This window comes from Plantactinospora soyae, assembly GCF_014874095.1.
Lineage (GTDB): Bacteria > Actinomycetota > Actinomycetes > Mycobacteriales > Micromonosporaceae > Plantactinospora > Plantactinospora soyae.
Map to the genome: position 1 here is coordinate 3,014,115 of NZ_JADBEB010000001.1, position 19,039 is coordinate 3,033,153.

General features: G+C 70.2%; 15 protein-coding genes and 1 riboswitch. Of the genes, 6 read left to right on the top strand and 9 right to left on the bottom strand.

Annotated elements, in window-relative coordinates; translation table 11 throughout:
* Window positions 1-107: 107 nt before the first annotated feature.
* A complete protein-coding gene (locus H4W31_RS13500) occupies window positions 108-662 on the bottom strand; it encodes a Uma2 family endonuclease (protein WP_192766984.1) in 555 nt (184 codons plus the stop codon).
* Between the two features lie 19 nt (window positions 663-681).
* Entirely contained in the window at window positions 682-1,434 is a 753-nt protein-coding gene (locus H4W31_RS13505) for a helix-turn-helix domain-containing protein (protein WP_192766985.1), read from the bottom strand.
* A gap of 882 nt (window positions 1,435-2,316) precedes the next feature.
* On the opposite strand from H4W31_RS13505, the gene H4W31_RS13510 reads away from it, so the two are divergent.
* The 5 genes from H4W31_RS13510 to H4W31_RS13530 all read left to right on the top strand — a co-directional run bounded on the left by H4W31_RS13510 (window position 2,317) and on the right by H4W31_RS13530 (window position 8,448).
* Window positions 2,317-3,387, top strand: coding sequence for an ABC transporter ATP-binding protein (locus H4W31_RS13510; RefSeq protein WP_192766986.1), 1,071 nt, complete (start codon window positions 2,317-2,319; stop codon window positions 3,385-3,387).
* Window positions 3,384-4,445, top strand: a complete 1,062-nt coding sequence (locus H4W31_RS13515) for an ABC transporter ATP-binding protein (protein ID WP_192766987.1) — start codon at window positions 3,384-3,386, stop codon at window positions 4,443-4,445. The genes H4W31_RS13510 and H4W31_RS13515 overlap by 4 nt, the downstream gene beginning before the upstream one ends.
* Window positions 4,446-4,487: 42 nt before the next feature.
* Entirely contained in the window at window positions 4,488-5,510 is a 1,023-nt protein-coding gene (locus H4W31_RS44215; RefSeq protein WP_318783177.1) for an ABC transporter permease, read from the top strand.
* Window positions 5,511-5,519: 9 nt separating this feature from the next.
* A complete protein-coding gene (locus H4W31_RS13525) occupies window positions 5,520-6,518 on the top strand; it encodes an ABC transporter permease (protein WP_192766988.1) in 999 nt (332 codons plus the stop codon).
* Between the two features lie 169 nt (window positions 6,519-6,687).
* Window positions 6,688-8,448 carry an ABC transporter substrate-binding protein gene (locus H4W31_RS13530; RefSeq protein WP_192766989.1) on the top strand — a complete coding sequence of 587 codons (1,761 nt, stop codon included), beginning with the start codon at window positions 6,688-6,690 and terminating at the stop codon, window positions 8,446-8,448.
* Window positions 8,449-8,530: 82 nt separating this feature from the next.
* Here the strand turns inward: H4W31_RS13530 and H4W31_RS13535 are convergent, their stop codons facing one another.
* From H4W31_RS13535 to metH, 3 genes are all read right to left on the bottom strand, one after another.
* On the bottom strand, window positions 8,531-9,025 hold the full coding sequence (locus tag H4W31_RS13535; RefSeq protein ID WP_192766990.1) for a type II toxin-antitoxin system PemK/MazF family toxin: 495 nt from the start codon (window positions 9,023-9,025) through the stop codon (window positions 8,531-8,533).
* Between the two features lie 83 nt (window positions 9,026-9,108).
* A complete protein-coding gene (locus H4W31_RS13540) occupies window positions 9,109-9,708 on the bottom strand; it encodes a hypothetical protein (RefSeq protein WP_192766991.1) in 600 nt (199 codons plus the stop codon).
* Between the two features lie 236 nt (window positions 9,709-9,944).
* Window positions 9,945-13,604: a methionine synthase gene (metH, locus tag H4W31_RS13545; RefSeq protein WP_192766992.1), complete on the bottom strand. Its 3,660-nt coding sequence runs from the start codon at window positions 13,602-13,604 to the stop codon at window positions 9,945-9,947.
* 15 nt (window positions 13,605-13,619) lie between these two features.
* Window positions 13,620-13,704, bottom strand: a riboswitch (S-adenosyl-L-homocysteine riboswitch).
* A gap of 223 nt (window positions 13,705-13,927) precedes the next feature.
* Between metH and H4W31_RS13550 the strand changes: the two genes are divergently transcribed.
* A complete protein-coding gene (locus H4W31_RS13550; protein ID WP_192766993.1) occupies window positions 13,928-14,332 on the top strand; it encodes a VOC family protein in 405 nt (134 codons plus the stop codon).
* A 7-nt stretch (window positions 14,333-14,339) separates the two neighbouring features.
* Here the strand turns inward: H4W31_RS13550 and H4W31_RS13555 are convergent, their stop codons facing one another.
* From H4W31_RS13555 to H4W31_RS13570, 4 genes are all read right to left on the bottom strand, one after another.
* Window positions 14,340-15,584: an RNA polymerase sigma factor gene (locus H4W31_RS13555; protein WP_192766994.1), complete on the bottom strand. Its 1,245-nt coding sequence runs from the start codon at window positions 15,582-15,584 to the stop codon at window positions 14,340-14,342.
* A gap of 10 nt (window positions 15,585-15,594) precedes the next feature.
* Window positions 15,595-16,005: a YciI family protein gene (locus H4W31_RS13560; RefSeq protein ID WP_225946556.1), complete on the bottom strand. Its 411-nt coding sequence runs from the start codon at window positions 16,003-16,005 to the stop codon at window positions 15,595-15,597.
* Between the two features lie 140 nt (window positions 16,006-16,145).
* A complete protein-coding gene (locus tag H4W31_RS13565) occupies window positions 16,146-16,610 on the bottom strand; it encodes a group II truncated hemoglobin (protein ID WP_192766996.1) in 465 nt (154 codons plus the stop codon).
* Window positions 16,611-16,702: 92 nt separating this feature from the next.
* Complete coding sequence (locus tag H4W31_RS13570) at window positions 16,703-18,994, bottom strand: S9 family peptidase (protein ID WP_192766997.1); 2,292 nt, start codon at window positions 18,992-18,994, stop codon at window positions 16,703-16,705.
* Between the last annotated feature and the right edge of the window lie 45 nt (window positions 18,995-19,039).

Consider the following 19,039-nt stretch of genomic DNA (forward strand, 5'->3'; position numbering starts at 1 on the left):
GTGGTCACTGCGCCGCCGGCCGGACCGGCGGAACCGGATCGACACGGCGTGACCGATCGCCGGTACCGGCAACCGATCATGGAATGACCTTATGCGAGAAGTCGGGGTCAGCGCCCGGGTAGCAGGCTCTCCGGCCGGATTTCCACCGCCACCGGCTCGGTGAACCGTAGCGTGTCACCGACCTTGGCCACCGCGTGTTCGACGTAGTGGGAGCCGTCGAGGCGATACAGCCGCAGCGTGCCACTCTCCTGCTCGACCAGCAGGTACCACGGGATCCGGGCCGTGGCGTAGTAGTGCATCTTGAGCACCTGGTCGGTCGCGGCGTTGCTCGGCGAGGTGATCTCGCAGACCAGCCGGACCACCGCACCGTCGATGACGAGTTCGTCGAAGTCGATGTCGCCGGTGACGACCAGGTCGGGAATCGGTATCCGCCCGGAGTGCAGCCGCACGTTGACCGCTTCGAGCACGTGCAGCCCGGCAGCGTCCGCCCCCGGATCCAGCGTCGTGGCCAGCCGGCGCGAGATGTACTGGTGCCGAGGGGTCGGGGCATGGGTCAGGTGCAGGCTGCCGTCGAAGAGTTCGACGCGACATCCGGTCTCGCCGAGGGCGAGGTATTCCGCGTCGGTCCAGGGTCCCTCCTGGGCGAGCAGCGCTGCGGTCACGGTCGTCGCTGCCGCTGCCTCAGTCCGGCACCCGGTTGTACCGGTCCAGGGTGGCCTTGTTGGTCGAGGCGTCTCGGAAAACCAACTCCCAGGGCCCGGTGTTGATGTCCATGTCCTTGCCGAACCCCACCCACTTTCCGATCATTCGTCGTCCGGTCGGCTCGACGAGCATCTGGATCGCCCCGTGGTACCGGCCGCCACGGTAGTAGCCGCTCGGGTCGGTCTGCTCTATCCAGGTACCGGTAATGACGCTGCCGTCGATGGTCAGATCGATGGCGAGTGACCCATTGGCCGTGTCGGGCAAACTGCGTACCGTCAGCCGGTCGCCGTGCTGCAACACCACCACGTAGTGCTGGCCCACGAATGCTGCGTCCCGTCCGCTGGAGAAGTACTCGTACCGGCTCTGCCACACCCCTGAATAGTTGCGGTGCATGCTGCTCTGCGATGCCGGAGCACCAGCGGGGACCGCTGGCGCTCCGGTCGGCGGGACGAGATCATGTCCGCCCTGACCATCTGCCGACACGCTGGCGTACGGCGCGTTGGTGAATCCCAGGGACTCGACGGGTAGCCCGGTGACCACCTCCAGCGCGCGAGCGTAGACGGGCCGGGGGGCAGCGATAGAGCCTGATTCCCAACGCTGTACGAGCCGTTTGTTGGCGTCGTTGGGGTGACCGGCTCGACGGCCGGCCTCCTGAAGAGCGCGGGCGAAGTCGTCCTGGCTCATCCGCATTCCCAGTCGGACAGCCCGAAGGGCACTGTTCGGCGCGGTCATGCCTCCACGGTAGCCCCAATGTCGCCGGAATGACGCCCCAAATGCCGCCGCTTTGCCGCCGTTGGCGTCGTCGCACACGGTGATGTCTGGGCTACATCCTGTTGCTGTCGTCGATGCGGACTTCAGGAGGGGAACGATGCTGACGCGGATACGAGGTTGGATCTGGGCGAGGCAGCACAGAGTGCTGGACTACCGATGGGACGGTCGCCGGTGGGTGAGGGTGCCCGGGACGGAAGCGATGACGAAGCCGCCGCACATCTCCCCGCCCCCGATTCCTGACCTCCCTGCCGGAACTCTGCTTCGACTCCGGTCCGGGGACTGGCACCACACTCACGACCTGTCCTGCAACGCGTACTGCGACATGACGGTAACCGCAGTCCACGCTGGCGTGACTCGGGAGGACGGTGGTCACCTGTGGGTCTGGGTCACCGGCCACGACCATCCGACCTGCTCGTGGGCTTCCGTGGAGCGGCACGCGCCCTGCGTCGAACTGATGGTTCGTCTCGACGTACTCCAGCGCCATGCACGATGAGTACCCGTTGCCGGCCGACATCCTGGACGTGGTGCGACGCGTCATCCGATTTCATCAGGACGGGACGTGTCTCAACTGCACCCCGGACGGCTGTCGAGCGTCGGAGTGGGGGCAACCACCCGTCGGGCGCCGGGGTCGACAGGGGAGGACCGGAACCATTTGAATAGGGCGATCGGTCGGGCTCCCGGCTGACCTGGGTCGGCGCGTGGGGACGGGCGACGAAGTTCGGTACCTGGAGGTTATTTTCACTCTCCGTACTCTGTTGTAGGTTATCTTCACCTGCTCCCTGGTGGCGCAGATCCGCCGGATGAGCAGCGGAAACCGGTGACGGGGCAGGGAGAGGAGGACGGGTGGAAACGGCATCGACCGCGTCCGCGACCTCGACGGCCGACCCGTACCTGCGGGTTCAGGACCTGCGGGTGCGCTTCCGGACCGAGGACGGCGTGGTCCGGGCGGTCGACGGGGTCTCGTTCGCCGTCGAGCGGGGGCGCACCCTCGGCATCGTCGGCGAGTCGGGCTCGGGAAAGAGCGTCACCAGCCTGGCCGTGCTCGGCCTGCACGACCCTCGGCGTACGGAGATCACCGGCGAGATCCAGGTCGGCGGGCGGGAGATCGTCGGGCTCGCCGACTCCGAGTGCCGCAAACTGCGCGGCCGGGACATGGCGATGGTCTTCCAGGATCCACTCTCCGCGCTGCATCCCTACTATCCGGTGGGGCGGCAGATCGCCGAGGCGTACCAGGTGCACCACCGGGGCGTCGGTCGGCGCGCGGCGCGGCGCCGGGCGATCGAGATGCTGGACCGGGTCGGCATCCCGCAGCCGGCGCGACGGGTCGACGAGTACCCGCACGAGTTCTCCGGCGGCATGCGGCAGCGGGTGATGATCGCCATGGCGCTGGTCAACGACCCCGACCTGCTGGTCGCGGACGAGCCGACGACCGCGCTGGACGTCACCGTGCAGGCGCAGATCCTCGACCTGCTGGCAGACCTGCAGACCGAGTTCAACTCGGCGATCGTCCTGATCACGCACGATCTCGGTGTGGTCAGCCAGGTCGCCGACGACGTACTGGTGATGTACGCCGGGCGGGCCGTCGAGCACGGCAGCGTCGAGCAGGTGCTGCGCCGGCCGCAGCATCCGTACACCTGGGGGTTGCTCTCCAGTGTGCCGTCGCTGCACGGCGACGCGGACGCGGACCTGTTGCCGATCGCCGGCAACCCGCCGAGCCTGATCAATCTTCCGTCCGGGTGCGCGTTCCACCCCCGGTGCCGGTACGCCGCCGAGAACGGCGACCGCTCGAAGACCGAGGTGCCCGAGCTCCGGCCGGTGAGCGAGACCGGTCACCTGGTCGCCTGTCATCTGTCCGAGGCCGAACGCCAGCGGCGGTACGCCGAGGAGATCGCCTCGGTGGGAGTTGCCCGATGACGGTGGAAGTGTCGGAAACCGCGCCGCGCCCGGCGGAACCGTCCCGCCCGTCCGGTGATCCACTGCTGGCGGTGACCGGGCTGACCAAGCACTTCCCGGTGCGCGGCGGCTTCCGCCAGCGTGGTCTGGTGCGGGCGGTGGACGGGCTGGACTTCGAGGTCCGGGCGGGGGAGACGCTGGGGCTGGTCGGCGAGTCGGGTTGTGGCAAGACCACCACCGGGCGGCTGCTGGTACGGCTGCTGGAGCCGACCGACGGCCGGATCGTCTTCGAGGGGCGGGACATCAGCCACGCCAGCCGTGCGCGACTGCGACCCCTGCGCCAGGACCTGCAGATCATCTTCCAGGACCCGTACGCCTCGTTGAACCCCCGGCACACCGTCGGCCGGATCGTGGCGATGCCGTTGCAGGTGAACGGGATCTCCCCACCCGGCGGGGTGCGGCAACGGGTACGGGAGCTGCTGGAGCTGGTCGGGCTCAATCCCGAGCACTACAACCGCTACCCGCACGAGTTCTCCGGTGGCCAGCGGCAGCGGATCGGAATCGCCCGTGCCCTGGCGCTGCGCCCGAAACTGATCGTGGCCGACGAGCCGGTCTCGGCGCTCGACGTCTCGATCCAGGCGCAGGTCGTCAACCTGCTCCGCGACCTGCAACGGGAGCTGGGGCTGGCGTTCGTGTTCATCGCGCACGATCTCGCCGTGGTCCGGCACTTCTCGCAACGCATCGCGGTGATGTACCTCGGGAAGATCGTCGAGATCGGGGACCGGGCGGAGATCTACGAACGGCCGCGTCATCCGTACACCCGGGCGTTGCTGTCGGCCGTACCGGACGTCACGAAGCTGGGGCCTGCCGGCCGGATCCGGCTCGTCGGCGACGTACCCACGCCGCTGGATCCGCCGTCCGGCTGCCGGTTCCGGACCCGCTGCTGGAAGGCGCAGGACGTCTGCGCCGCCGAGGAGCCGCCGCTCACCGCGCGGCTGACCGGGACGGGGTCGGTGGCCTGTCACTTCCCGGAGGAGGGCGACCTCGGTGCGGAGAGCGTGGGCGAGCGTGCGGAGTGAGTCGGGTATCCGGGCTCCGCGACCGCGAACGGAGAAGACACCGTGAGTGAGCAACAGGTGGCGGCGCCGATCGGGGCCACCGCGGCGGCGGTCGGCAGTGGACCCGCGGCCGGCGGCGTCCCCGGAACCGGGGCGAAGGAGTTCGTCGGTCGTTCGCCGGGACAGCTCGCCTGGCTGCGGCTGCGTCGAGACAAGGTGGCCCTGGTCAGCGGCGGGGTGCTGATCTTCTTCATCCTGTTGGCGGCGGCGGCTCCGCTGGTGGCGCGGCTGTACGGCAAGGGTCCGCAGGAGCGGTTCCCGGAGCGGCTGGACCGCAACGGCTTCCCGCTCGGCTACGCGGGTGTCTCCGGCGAGCACTGGTTCGGCATCCAGCCGGGCATCGGCCGGGACATCTTCATCCAGGTCGTCTACGGGCTGCGTACGTCGTTGATGATCGCGTTCGTCGCGGCCGTCCTGACCATCGCCCTCGGCGTCGTGGTCGGCATCGTGGCCGGGTACGTCGGCGGCTGGGTCGACGCCGTGATCAGTTGGGTGATCGACCTGGCGCTGGCCTTCCCGTTCTACATCTTCTGCTTCGCGCTGGTACCGCTGGCCGTGAACCAGTTCTACGGGCCGCGTGACGAGGTGTCGCCCTGGTTCCGCCCGTCGCTACTGGTGCTGATCTTCGTCCTGTTCAACTGGACCATTTCGGCGCGGCTGGTCCGGGGGCAGGTGCTCTCGCTGCGGGAACGGGAGTTCATCGAGGCGGCCCGTGCCTCCGGCGCCGGCCTGGGACACATCCTGTTCCGGCAGCTCCTGCCCAATCTCTGGGCGCCGATCCTGGTGACCTTCTCGCTGAACGTACCGGCGCTGATCACGGCGGAGGCGGCGCTGTCGTTCCTCGGTATCGGGGTGCTGGAGCCGACCCCGGATCTCGGTCGGCTGATCAACGACAGCGTGCGGTACCTGCGGGACGTACCCAGTTTCACCATCGTGGGCGGGACCACGCTCTTCCTGCTGGTGCTGGCGTTCAACCTCTTCGGCGACTCGCTGCGCGACGCGCTCGATCCGAAGTCGAGCAGGTAGGGGGCGTCCGTGCTGCGGTTCCTGGTCAAGAAGACGCTGCTCGCGCTCAGCACGCTGGTCGCGGTCAGCATCATCACCTTCGGGATGTTCTTCGCGGTGCCGAACAACCCGGCCGAGCTGATGTGCGGGGACAGCAAGAACGTCTGTAGCCCGGAGCGGCTCGAGATGATCGAGCGCCGGATGGGGCTGGACCGGCCGATCGTCACCCAGTACGGCGACTTCATGCGGGGCATCTTCGTCGGCCGGACCATCGGCAGCGGCGAGGCGGCCCGGGACTGTCCGGCGCCGTGCCTGGGCTTCTCGTTCCGCAACGACGAGCCGGTCAGCGGGATCGTCGGGCGTACCCTGCCGGTGACCCTGAGCATCGTCTTCGGCGCGGCCGTCGTCTGGCTGGTGCTGGGCCTGTCCATCGGGATGGTCTCGGCGCTGCGCCGCGGCACCGTCTTCGACAAGGTCGCGGTCGGCACCTCGCTGGTCGGCGCCTCGATGCCGATCCTGCTCTTCGGGCCGCTGCTGCTGATCGGTCTGGTCTACGAGACCGGCCTGTTGAGCTATCCGCGCTACACCCCGCTCACCGAGAATCCGTTGGCCTGGGCGTCGGCGATGATCCTGCCCTGGTTCGCGCTGGGCTTCCTCAACTCGGCGACCTACGCCCGGCTGGCGCGGGCGCAGATGCTGGAGACGCTCTCCGAGGACTTCGTCCGGACCGCGCGGGCCAAGGGCCTATCCAAGATCAAGGTGTACGGCCGACACGCGCTCCGGGCCGCCATCACCCCGATCATCACGATCGCGGGGTTGGACCTGGGCGCCTACCTGGGCGGCACGGTGATCACCGAGACGGTCTTCGGGTTCACCGGGCTCGGCCGGACGGCGTTGAACGCGGCGCTGAACCTGGACATGCCGATCGTGATGGCGACGGTGCTGCTCGCGGCGGTCTTCGTCGTCGCGGCCAACGTCCTGGTGGACCTGCTGTACGCGGTGGTCGACCCCCGGGTCCGGCTCGGATGAGGCGGGCGGCGACGAAGACCCGATCTGGGACCTCGTCCGGGGCGCCGTACGGAAACGTTGTCCCATCGTTACTGCTATGAAACTTACCTTCATGCCCACTTGCGTGAATATTTCCTTCAACAGCTCAATGTTGATCCGACCCGCGAGAACGAGACCAGGAGGAATTCCTATGCGACCCAGGCTCGCGGTGGCCGCGACGAGCGCCGCGCTCGTACTCGCGTCCACCGCCCTGACCGCCTGCTCGGAGAACACCGGCGACACCGGCGACTCCGACAACGGCGGCGGCAAACAGTTCACCAGTTCGATCGCGACCGACCCGAAGGACTCGCAGGGACCGGCGGCGGAGGTGGCCGGAGCGAAGTCCGGCGGCACCCTGAAGGTGATCCAGGAGGAGGACTTCGAACACCTGGACCCGCAGCGCACCTACACCTTCTTCGGCATGTCGATCCAGCAGATGTTCCTGCGTACCCTGACCGTCTTCAAGGAGGACGGCAACGGGAAGGTGCTGCTCGTCGGCGACCTCGCCGAGGACGCCGGCAAGGACGTCAACAAGGACTGCAAGACCTGGGAATACCGGCTCAAGGACGGCGTCAAGTTCGAGGACGGTACGCCGATCAAGGCGGCCGACGTGGCGTACGGGATCGCCCGGTCGTTCGAGGAGAGCATCGACGGCGGGCCGACGTACATCCAGGAGTGGCTGGCCGACAACTCGACCTACAACTCGACCTACAAGGGCCCGTACACCTCGGGAACCGACACCGTTCCCGGGCTGACGCTCAAGGACGACCGGACCCTGGTCTTCAGCTTCGCCAAGCCGCACTGCGACCTGCCGTTCGCGCTCTCGCTGCCGACCTCGGTACCGGTGCCGAAGGCCAAGGACACCAAGACCGAGTACGACCGGGCGGTGGTCTCCTCCGGCCCGTACAAGGTCAAGGAGTACGTCAAGGACACCCGCTTCGTCCTGGAGCGGAACCCGAACTGGGACCCGAAGACCGACCCGCTGCGGCACAACTACCCGGACAGCATCGAGGTCGAGATCGGCCCCAACGACCAGGCCGCCACCGAGCGGGCGCTCGCCGGCCAGGGTGCGGACTCGGCGGCGGTGGCCTGGGACGAGGTGCCGCAGGCGCTGGTCAACCAGGTGCTCGGCGACACGTCCCTGGGTGAGCGGGTGCTGCGCAAGACGGCCCCGTCGGTCTGGTACCTGAGCATCAACAACGAGCGGATCAAGGACGTCAAGGTCCGCCAGGCGATCGCGTACGCCATCGACAAGCAGGGCCTGCTCGCCACCCAGGGCGGCGACGCGTCCGGCAAGGTGACCCACACCCTGCTCGCCGACACCACGATCGGCCAGACCAACTATCCCAACCCGTACGACGGCGGCCCGACCGGCAACCCGGAGAAGGCCAAGGAACTGCTCGCTGGCCAGAAGCCGAAGCTGGTCTTCATGTCCCGGAACAGCGCCTTCGGCCAGCAGACCGCGCCGATCGTCGAACAGAGCCTGGAGAAGGCGGGCTTCGACGTCACCGTGCAGTACGTCGACCAGCCGGCGCACAACCCGGCCGCCCGGACCCGGGGCAACCCGTACGACATCTACCTGTCGAACTGGGCGGCGGACTGGCCGAGCGCGGTGTCGACCGTTCCGGTGTTGTGGGACGGCCGCAAGCTCGGCCCGAAGGGCAACTCCAACGTCTCGTACTTCAACGCCGACGACGTGAACGCCGAGATCGACCGGGTGAGCAACCTGCCGGCCGGCGAGGCGGGACCGGAGTGGGCCAAGCTCGACCAGACGATCATGGAGAAGTACGTCCCGGTCGTGCCGATCTACCAGGACAACACCTTCCTGGTGACCGGCGCCAAGGTGGGCGGCCTGCTCATCTCCGACCAGTTCGGCACGCCGGTCTTCTACAACAGCTACGTAAAGCCGTAGCGGTGTAAGGAAGGGCCCCTTCTTATCGTTTTCTGTATAGGAAGGGGCCCTTCCTAACGCGTCAGCGCCAGCTGTGGAACGCTCAGCGCCAGCCGTAGCCGGTGCGCAGTGCCTGTCCCACCCGGTCGAAGCGGGCCCGGTCCAGCACCGCGCCCTCCCGCCGGATGCTGTCCTCCCGCATCGTGAGCACCCGGTCGAGCCGGACCCAGCTCGGCCGGTTGTCCCGGTCCCATTCGCCGGGGCCGAGCGCGAACCAGTGCCGCTGGCCGTTCCGGTCGCTCTTGCTGGAGAGCATCAGGCCGAACAGGGTCCTGCTGACCCGTCCCACCACGAGTACGGGCCGGTCCTTGCCCTGGCGGGGATCGTCCTCGTACGGCACCCAGGTCCAGACGATCTCGCCGGGATCGGCCTGTCCGTCGAGTTCGGGTGCGTAGGCCAGTTGCCGACGTTGCAGGGTCGCGATCTGACGTCGCCGCGCGACCTGGGCGGGGATGGGACCGGGGGTGGGAGCGCTAGCGGGGGTACGCCGAGCTATCCGGCTCACCGTCGCCGTCACGCCTCTCCAGAGATTCGCCACGGCGGCACACCCTACCCGCTCGCCGGATTATCGCTCCGCTCCGGCGCTGGGCGGTCAGGTCCCCGCCGTTCACCGGCCCGGCGTCAGCCGATCCGCAACACCAGGTCGCGGAGCCAGACCGTCCACCGTGCGCTGTCGTACACCCGCTCCGGCACCAGGTAGCGCTCGTGGTCGACCCGGCGGATCACCTCGTCGCGTACCGGCAGGAGGATGAACTCGACGCTGAACGGGCGGAGGGACCGGTTGAGGGACCGTTCGACCTGGTGGGCGATCTCGCCGGTCGCCCGCGACACCGGTCCGTGTCGGGCGAGGCCGTCGCGTTGCCGGTTCAGGTGCCATTCGTGCGCCTCCGGCCAGCGCCCCGCGACGATCCGGCGCAGCGTCGGCCACGGCGCCAGGCCGAGCGGGTCCGGAGTGTCGTCGGCCGGCTCCAGCGTCACCTCCGGGCGCGGAATCTGCCGACGGGTCTCGACGAGCGACAGCCACCAGCCGAGCCACTCGGTCCCGGGCACTCCGCCCGGCGCGGTCGAGGTCGGCAACTCGTCGAGGTCCAACGGTCCGGGCACCAGGTGGTGCGGAGGCACCTCTATCCGCTCGGCCGCCCGGATCCACAGTGCACAATCGACCAGGTACTCCCACCGGCGAATACTCATCCGCCAGGACATCGGACCACGGAGTTCCACGGCGTCGCCTCCTCTTCGCCCCGCCATCCGCCAGCGTAGTGAGCGCAGCGATGGATCGGCGGTCACAAATAGGTGGACAACGCGCCCCTTGGACGGACGGGGCTGGGCGGCCGGAAAGGTGACCTGCGGAAAAGCGCCAGTGACCTGCGGCGAGTGCAGATGACGTGTGGCGGAGAGCACGTGCCGTGCGGAGGCGGGCGGGCGTACCGGCCCGGGACCGGGCCGGTACGCCGGGGTCAGCGTCCGGGTTCGTAGCCGAGGTTGGGGCGGAGCCACCGCTCGACCTCGGCAAGGGGCAGGCCGCGCCGCTGCGCGTAGTCCTCGACCTGGTCCCGGCCGAGCCGGCCGACCGTGAAGTACCGGGACGCCGGGCTGGCGAAGAGCAGGCCGCTGACGCTGGCCGCGGGAGTCATCGCGTACGACTCCGTGAGGCCCATCCCGATCCGCTCGGCGTCGAGGAGGTCGAACAACCGCTGCTTGAGGCTGTGGTCGGGGCTGGCCGGGTAGCCGAGCGCGGGACGGATGCCCCGGAACCGCTCGGCGTGCAGGTCCTCGATCGCGGGATCGGCGTCCGGCTCGTACCAGTCCCGCCGGGCCTGGAGGTGGATGTGCTCGGCGAACGCCTCGGCGAGCCGGTCGGCCAGGGCCTTCACCATGATCGCCCGGTAGTCGTCGTGCTGCGCCTCGAAGCCGGCGGCGAGTTCTTCGGCACCGTGGATGGCCACCGCGAAGCCACCGAGGTGGTCCCCGGCCGGGGCGAGATAGTCCGCGAGGCACCGGTTCGGCCGGCCGGCCGGCTTCGCCGTCTGCTGGCGCAGCATCGGGAAGCGCTGCTCCGCCGACCCGTCCGACCCGGCGGTGAGCACGATGTCGTCGCCCTCGCCGTGGGCCGGCCAGAAGCCGTACGCGCCGACGGCCCGCAACGAGTTGGCCGCGATGATCTCGTCGAGCAGGGCGTTCGCGTCGTCGTAGAGCTCCCGGGCCACCGGTTGGTCGAGGATCGCCGGGAACTTGCCCTTCAGCTCCCAGGCGAGGAAGAGGAACTGCCAGTCGATCATTGGCCGTAGCGCGGTCAACTCCGGCCGGACGACGCGTGCGCCGGTGAACACGGGTACCGGCAACTCGTCGTACGGGACCGGCTCCCGGTTGTCCCGGGCCCGGCCGAGGGTGAGCAGGGGAACCCGTTCCCGGCCCTCGTGCTGCTCCCGGAGCCGCTGCTGCTCGGCCCGGTTGCGGACGTCGAGTTCCGCCGCCCGCTCCGGGTTCAGCAGGTCGGACACCACCCCGACCACCCGGGACGCGTCCAGCACGTGCACCGTGCTGGCGTCGTACGCCGGGGCGATCCGCACCGCCGTGTGCTGGCGGGAGGTGGTGGCACCGCCGACCAGCAGCGGCAGTTTCATTCCGCGCCGCTTCATCTCGGCGGCTACCGCGACCATCTCGTCCAGGGACGGGGTGATCAGCCCGGAGAGTCCGATCGCGTCCGCGCCCTCGGCCACGGCGGTGTCGAGGATGCGGGCGGCGGGCACCATCACGCCGAGGTCGATGACCTCGTAGTTGTTGCAGCCGAGCACGACCCCCACGATGTTCTTGCCGATGTCGTGTACGTCGCCCTTGACGGTCGCCATCACCACCTTGCCCTGGCCCCGCCCGGAGTCGAGCCGGCCCTCCAGCCGGGCCTGCTCCTTCTCCGCCTCCATGTACGGCTCCAGGTAGGCGACGGAGCGCTTCATCACCCGGGCGCTCTTCACCACCTGCGGCAGGAACATCTTGCCGGCGCCGAAGAGGTCGCCGACGGTCTTCATCCCGTCCATCAGCGGTCCCTCGATCACGTCGAGGGGGCGGATCGCCTGCTTCCGGGCCTCCTCGGTGTCGTCCTCGATGAAGTCGACGATGCCGTGCACGAGCGCGTACGACAGGCGTTCCTGCACCGGCCCCTCGCGCCAGGAGAGGTCCACGACGCGCTTGGTGCCGGAGCCGCTGACCGTCGAGGCGAAGGTGACCAGCCGGTCGGTGGCGTCGGCACGCCGGTCGAAGATCACGTCCTCGACGAGTTCGAGCAGGTCGGCGGGGATGTCCTGGTAGACGGCGAGCTGACCGGCGTTGACGATGCCCATGTCCAGCCCGGCCCGTACGGCGTGGAACAGGAACGCCGAGTGCATCGCCTCGCGGACCACGTCGTTGCCCCGGAAGGAGAACGACAGGTTGGAGATGCCGCCGCTGGTCCTGGCCCCGGGGCAGCGCTCCTTGATCAGCGGCAGCGCGTCGATGAACGCCTTCGCGTACCCGTTGTGTTCGGAGATGCCGGTGGCGACGGCGAGGACGTTCGGGTCAAAGATGATGTCCTCGGCGGCGAACCCGGCCTGCTGGGTGAGCAGGTCGTACGCGCGGGCGCAGATCGAGACCTTGCGCTCGACGGTGTCGGCCTGGCCGAGTTCGTCGAAGGCCATCACGACGGCGCCGGCGCCGTAGTCCCGGATCCGGCGGGCCTGGGCGAGGAACGACTCCTCGCCCTCCTTGAGGCTGATCGAGTTGACCACGCCCTTGCCCTGTACGCAGCGGAGTCCGGCCTCCAGCACGCTCCACCGGGAGCTGTCGACCATGACGGGGATCCGGGCGACCTCCGGCTCGGTCGCGATCAGGTTCAGGAAGGTGGTCATCGCCCGCTCGCTGTCGAGCAGGTCGGCGTCCATGTTGACGTCGAGGATGTTGGCGCCGCCGCGTACCTGCTCCAGGGCGACGTCGACCGCGCCCTGGTGGTCGCCGGCCTCGATCAGCCGGCGGAACCGGGCCGAGCCGGTGACGTTGGTCCGCTCGCCGATCATCACGAAGCCGGTGTCCGGGCCGATCACGAAGGGCTCCAGCCCGCTGAACCGGGTCTGGACCGGCGGCGCCGGCACCGGGCGGATCGGCTTTCCGGCGACGGCGGTCGCGATCTGCGCGATGTGCTCGGGGCTGGTGCCGCAGCAGCCGCCGACGATGTTGACCATGCCGTCGTCGACGAACTCGCGGAGCAGCCGGCTGGTCTCCTCGGGCTGCTGGTCGTAGCCGCCGAAGGCGTTCGGCAGCCCGGCGTTGGGATGGCAGGCGACGTAGGTGTTGGCGAGCCGGGCGAGGTCGGCGACGTGCGGGCGCACCTCGGTGGCGCCGAGCGCGCAGTTGACCCCGACCACCAGCGGCTCGGCGTGCTCGATCGAACTCCAGAACGCCTCGACGGTCTGCCCGGACAGCGTCCGGCCGCTCAGGTCGACGATGGTCACGGAGATCCACAACGGCAGCTCGGGTGCGACCTCGCGGGCGGCGGCGATCGCGGCCTTCGCGTTCAGCGTGTCGAAGATCGTTTCGATCAGCAGCAGGTCGACCCCGCCCTCGGCGAGGGCCCGGATCTGCTCGGCGTACGTGTCGCGGACCTGGTCGAACGACACCCTCCGGTACGCCGGGTCCTCCACCCGGGGCGAGAGCGAGAGGGTCACGTTCAGCGGGCCGACCGAGCCGGCGACGAACCGGCCGCCCAGCTCGTCGGCGGCCTGCCGGGCCAGTTGGGCGCCGCGCAGGTTCATCTCCCGGACCAGCGGTTCGAGGCCGTAGTCCGCCTGCGCGATGCTCGTCGCGGTGAAGGTGTTCGTCGTGGTGATGTCCGCGCCGGCCGCCAGGTAGCGCCGGTGTACGTCGAGGATGACGTCGGGCCGGGTCAGGTTGAGCAGATCCGGGTCGCCGGTCACGTCGTGCGAGTGGTCCGGCAGCAGCTCGCCCCGGTAGTCGGCCGGGGTGAGCCCGGCACCCTGCAACATCGTGCCCCAGGCCCCGTCCAGCACGGCGACGCGCTGGTCCAGCAGCTCCCGGAACGCTCGGATGCGCGACGGGCGATCGTCGACCCGACTGGAAGACGTATCCATGGCCACCTCCGCTGATGAACGGAGGCGCCCTTGCGTCTGGAACGAACAGCCAGATCGAGCGTGGCGGGCATCTTCGCCCGTTGCAGCGCCTCTCGACCCGAGGATCGAGAATACCGGATCGGGCGGCGCCAAGTGGAAACTCCCGCCCGCCGTGGGACGGAGAGTCGTCGGACCCCGACACATTCGACCCGACGGGCGTGCGCTGTCACGCAGGTCAGATCCATCGCCGGGGTCGGGACGGGGGCGACTTGACCTGAAGCGGGGTTCAGGTCGCAGGCTGATCGCCCGACAGGAAATCGCCCGACAGGAAGGAGTCGACTCCGATGATCGACCCGAAGGCCCAGCTGCGAATTGCCCGACCCAGTCGTGATCTTGCGGCGGCGGAACGCTTCTACCTGGACGGGCTGGGGCTGACGCTGCTCTACCGCGCCACGGCCGGCGGCCCGGGCGAGCACGACCTGCTGATGCTCGGCTGGCCGGAGGCGGGCTGGCATCTGGAACTCGTCGGCGGCGCGACTCTCAACGAGGTGCCGACACCGACCGCCGAGGACCTGCTGGTGCTCTACCTCTCCGGCCCGGTCGACGACACGCTGGTGACCCGCCTCGAACAGGCCGGCGGGCGTCGGGTGTCCCAGGGGCCGTACTGGGACCGTTGGGGGGTCACGGTCGAGGATCCGGACGGCTACCGGCTCGTCCTGTCCAGCCGCTCGTGGTCGAACGCCGACTGAATCCGCCTCAGCGGTCGTCGTCGAGCTGGGCGGCTCGGCTGTTCAGGTAACGCTGCTGCGGCAGGCTGGTCGTACGCCGGGCCGCCGCCGCGTACGCCGTCCGGGCCGCCGCCGGGTCGCCGGCCAGCTCCAGCAGGTGCGCGCGGACCGCGTACATCCGGTGGTCCTCGGCGATCCGGTCGTCGGATCCGAGCTTGGTCAGCAGGTCGAGTCCGGCGGTCGGCCCGGCTGCCATGGCGACCGCGACGGCGTGGTTCAGCGCCACCATCGGGTTGGCGGAAATCCGCATCAGCAGCTCGTACAGGGCCACGATCTGCGGCCAGTCGGTCGCCTCGGTGCTGGGCGCCTCGTCGTGCAGCGCGGCGATCGCCGCCTGGATCTGGTACGGGCCGGTCGGCCCCCGGGGCAGCGCCTCGCCGACCAGGGCCACCCCCTCGGCGATGTGTCCGGCGTTCCAGCGGCTCCGGTCCTGCTCGGCCATTGGCACCAGCTCCCCGTCCGGCCCGGTACGCGCCGGCCGCCGGGCGTCGGTGAGCAGCATCAGCGCCAGCAGCCCGGTCACCTCGGCGTCCTCCGGCAGCAGCCGGTGCACCAGCCGGGCCAGCCGGATCGCCTCGACGGAGAGTTCCGTGCGGTAGAGGGTCGGGCCGGACGTGCTGACGTACCCCTCGTTGAAGATCAGGTAGAGCGCGTGCAGTACGGCGCCGAGCCGCTCGGTGCGCTCCGGAGCCGGCGGCATCCCGAAGGGGATGCCGCTGTCCCTGATCCGCTGCTTGGCCCGGCTGATCCTCCGGGTCATGGTCGCCTCCGGCACCAGGAACGCGCGGGCGATCTCCGTGGTGGTCAGGCCGCCGACCGCGCGCAGGGTCAACGCGATCTGCGAGGCCGGCGACAGCGCGGGGTGGCAGCAGAGGAAGAGCAGGATCAGGGTGTCGTCGGAGGCCGACGGCGGGTGGTCGGCGGCGGGCGCCAGCCACTGGTCGGGCAGCGTCCACCGGGCGACGGTGTCCTCGCGGCGCCGCCGGGTCTGCTCGCTGCGGAGCAGGTCGGTCAGCCGGCGTGCGGCGACCGTGATCAACCAGCCGCGTGGACTGTCCGGTACGCCGTCCGTCGGCCATCCGGTGGCGGCGGCGAGCAGCGCCTCCTGCACCGCGTCCTCGGCGGTGTCGAAGTGCCCGTACCGGCGGACCAGCGCGCCGAGGACCTGCGGCGCCAACCGGCGCAACAGGTCCTCGACGTCGTCTTCCGGCACGGAACAGCCCTTACAGGTCGTCGATGCCCTCGGCGATCGGGCGCACGTCCACGTACCACTCGTTGGTCAGCGTCGCGTTCTCCGGATGCGGCGTCTTCGCCAGCTTCGCCGCGATCTCGGTCGCCCGGTCGAAGCTGGCGCACTCGACGATCGTGTAGCCGGCCAGCACCTCCTGGGTCTCCGGGTACGGCCCGTCGGTCACCACCGGTACGCCGTCGGAGAGTTGGATCCGCCGGGTGTGCACCGGTGCGCTCAGCCCCCGGGCGTCGACGAACTCCCCCGACTCCACCAACTCGTTGTTCCAGGCCGCCATGAACTCGTGCAGTGCCGCCATGTCCTCCGGCGCCCAGGCCGGCGAGTCATCGCTGCCCTTCCCGCCTATCGCGTCGTAGTCCCGCTGCGAGCCGGTCAACATGATCATGTATTTCACGAAAAGCTCCTCTCCGCCGGCACCTACGCGGTGCCGTTCACCGGAGACGTCGGGGCCGTGGCCCGGTTCCGGACACCATCCGGCACCGAATACCTGAGACGGTCGTCGCCGGACGTTGGTGGAGTTTGTCGTCAGGCCGGGGTGTCGTCCTGGGGGCCGTCCCACGACCATCGGGGCACCGGCAGTCCGGTCGGCACCCGGCTGCCGGCGGGGGAGTAGGTGAGGACGTCGCGTACGGCCCAGCGCATGTACGCCGCCAGGCTGGCCCGGAACTCCGGGTCCTCGGGGAGCCCGGCGTCGTCGACGGCCAGCAGGAAACACCGGACGAAGCGTTCGCCCAGGTCCTCCTCCATCCCCTGGCCGGCATGGATGTGCACCATCGCGGAGTGATCGCCGTACGACTGGGAGTAGCGGGCGGGCCCGCCGAAGACCTCGGCCCAGTAGCTGGCGAGCCGCTGCTCATGCTCGGGATGCCCGGGATGCGAGAACGGATGGTTCAGCACCGGATCTTGCAGGCAGCGTTGATGGTGCGCGACCGCGAGCGCGAGGAACGCCGGCTCGCCACCGGCGAACTCGAAGATTGACGGTCGCGTCACGGGCCGATTCTGGCACGGCGTGCGATTCTCCGCCGACTTCCTCGATTCCGGTCCGGCAGTTGGCGGTCCAGGCTGGCAGATGGCGGTTCCGGTCACAGGTGGCGGCGGAGGAAGTCGAGTTCGAGGGCGAGTAGCCGCTCGGCGGTGCCACCGGCGGCCATGTGGGTGGCGCCGGTCAGCGGGATGACCGAGTGCGGGCGTCCGGTCGCCAGCAGCGCGGCGGAGAGCCGCAGGGTGTGCGCGGCCACCACGTTGTCGTCGGCGAGGCCGTGCACCAGCAGGATCGGCCGGGCCTCGTCGGGGGCGCGTACCGGCTCCCGGGCCAGTTCGAGCAGTGAGTGGTGGGCGTACACCTCGGGGCTGTCCGAGGGGAGCCCGAGGTAGCGCTCGGTGTAGGCGGTGTCGTAGAGCGTCCAGTCGCTGACCGGGGCTCCGGCGACGGCGCACCGGAACAGGTCGGGGCGGCGCAGCACCGCGAGCGCGGCCAGCCAGCCGCCGAACGACCAGCCCCGGATCGCGACCCGGCCGAGGTCGAGATCGGGATGCTTGCCGGCCAGTGCGGTGAGCGCGTCCGCCTGGTCGGCCAGGATCACGTCGGCGAGGCGCCGGTGGATCACCTTCTCGAAGGACGGCGCGATGCCGGGCGTACCCCGGTTGTCGATGGTGACCACGGCGAACCCGGAGTCGGCCCACCACTGCCGTTCCAGCCACGCGGACCGGGCGGCGACCACCTCCTGGTGCCCCGGGCCGCCATACACGTCGAGCAGGACCGGAAGCCGGCGGCCGGCGACGTGGTTGCCGGGATAGAGCACCGCGGCCGGCAGCCGGCGGTCGGTGACCCGTTCCAGGGCGGGCCGGGGCGCGTACGGCGGCGTCGCCGCCGACGACCGCAGGACGCCCACCTCCCGGTCGCCCTGCCAGACCGTCCACTGGCCGCCCGCCTGGTCCAGCGACCTGGTCTGCACCACCAGCACGTCGCCGCCGACCACCGCGCTGTGCCAGCCGGGGTCCGCGGTCAACCGCCGGGCGTCGATCCCGCCGGCCCCGATCGCGGTACGGATCCGGAACAGGTGCTGCTGGCTCGGCTCGCCGTTGCTGCCCTCGACGAGCAGATCGGGGCTGCCGTTCCGGTTCGGCAACCAGCCGACCACCCGGCGGACGTAGAGCGACGGCGGGGTGAGCAGGGTGCCGTCGGCGAACAGGCAGCGGGCGTCGTACCCGTCGTGCGCGAGTTCGCCGCCGACCAGTACCCGACCGTCGGGCAGGTGCCGGGGGGTGCCGGCGACCGGGTCGACCCAGCGCGGATCGGCGAGTTCGGCGTGCACCTGGGTCTCGCCGGTACGCGGGTCGACGGCGAGGACCAGGCCGTGCTGCTGCAACCGGCGCAGCACGGTGATCAGCGGGCCGGTCTCGGCCCACTCCACCGAGACCAGGTACGGATAGGTCTCCCGGTCCCAGTGCACGTCGACCCAGCCGCCGTCGAGGTCCAGCAGGTGCAGGCTGACCTCCGCGTTCGGCCCACCCGCCCGGGGGTACGCCACCGAGCGCGGCGGGCTGGCCGGGTCGCCGGGATCGTGCAGGTGCCAACGGGGCAGCCGTGACTCGTCGACCCGGGCGGCGAGGATGGACCGCCCGTCCGGTGCCCACCAGTAGCCCCGGAACCGGTCGAACTCCTCGGCCGCGATGAACTCGGCCAGCCCCCAGGTGACCCCGGCGTCCTCGCCGGCCAGCAGGGTGTCGGTGCCGTCGTGCTCGACCACCCGGAGCTGTCCGATCCGCCCGCCGGCCGCCGGGTCGGACGGGCCGCCGTTCCCGGTCGGCTCGGGAGCGCGGGACGCGTCGGTGACGTAGGCGAGCCGCTGACCGGTCGGATCGGGCCGGGGATCGACCACCGGACCGGTGACGGCCACCTCGACCACGTCACCGTGGACCAGGTCGGCCCGGAACAACCGGCCGGAGACGGTGAAGACGGCCACCTTGGCGGCCGGGTCGGTGGCGTACTGGGCGATGCCCGAGGCGCTGAGCCGGAGCCGTTCCCGCAGTGCCCGCTCCGTCGAGTGCGGTGCGGCGGCGGTCGGGTCGTGGCTGTCGGTTTCGTCCGGCAGCCCGGCCCGGGGGCCGGAGTCGCCCTGCATCATGGCCGGGTCCATGTCGTCGCCCCGGATCCGGTCGGTGTCGCCGTCGGGGCCGAGCAGCCCGGCGGGATCGGCGACCAGCCGTTCGGTGCCGGACGCGACGTCGAACAGCCAGAGCGCCTCGGCCGGGTCGGTCGGGCCGCCGGAGCGGAGGAAGAGCACCCGTGAGCCGTCGCCCGCCACCGTCACCGCCCGCGGCGCGCCGCGGCTGAAGCGGCGGGTTCGAGCAGCCAGCTCCGGGTAGTCCACATCGTGATCGTAGAGCCGGGCGATCGGGGATGTGGCCGAGCCGGC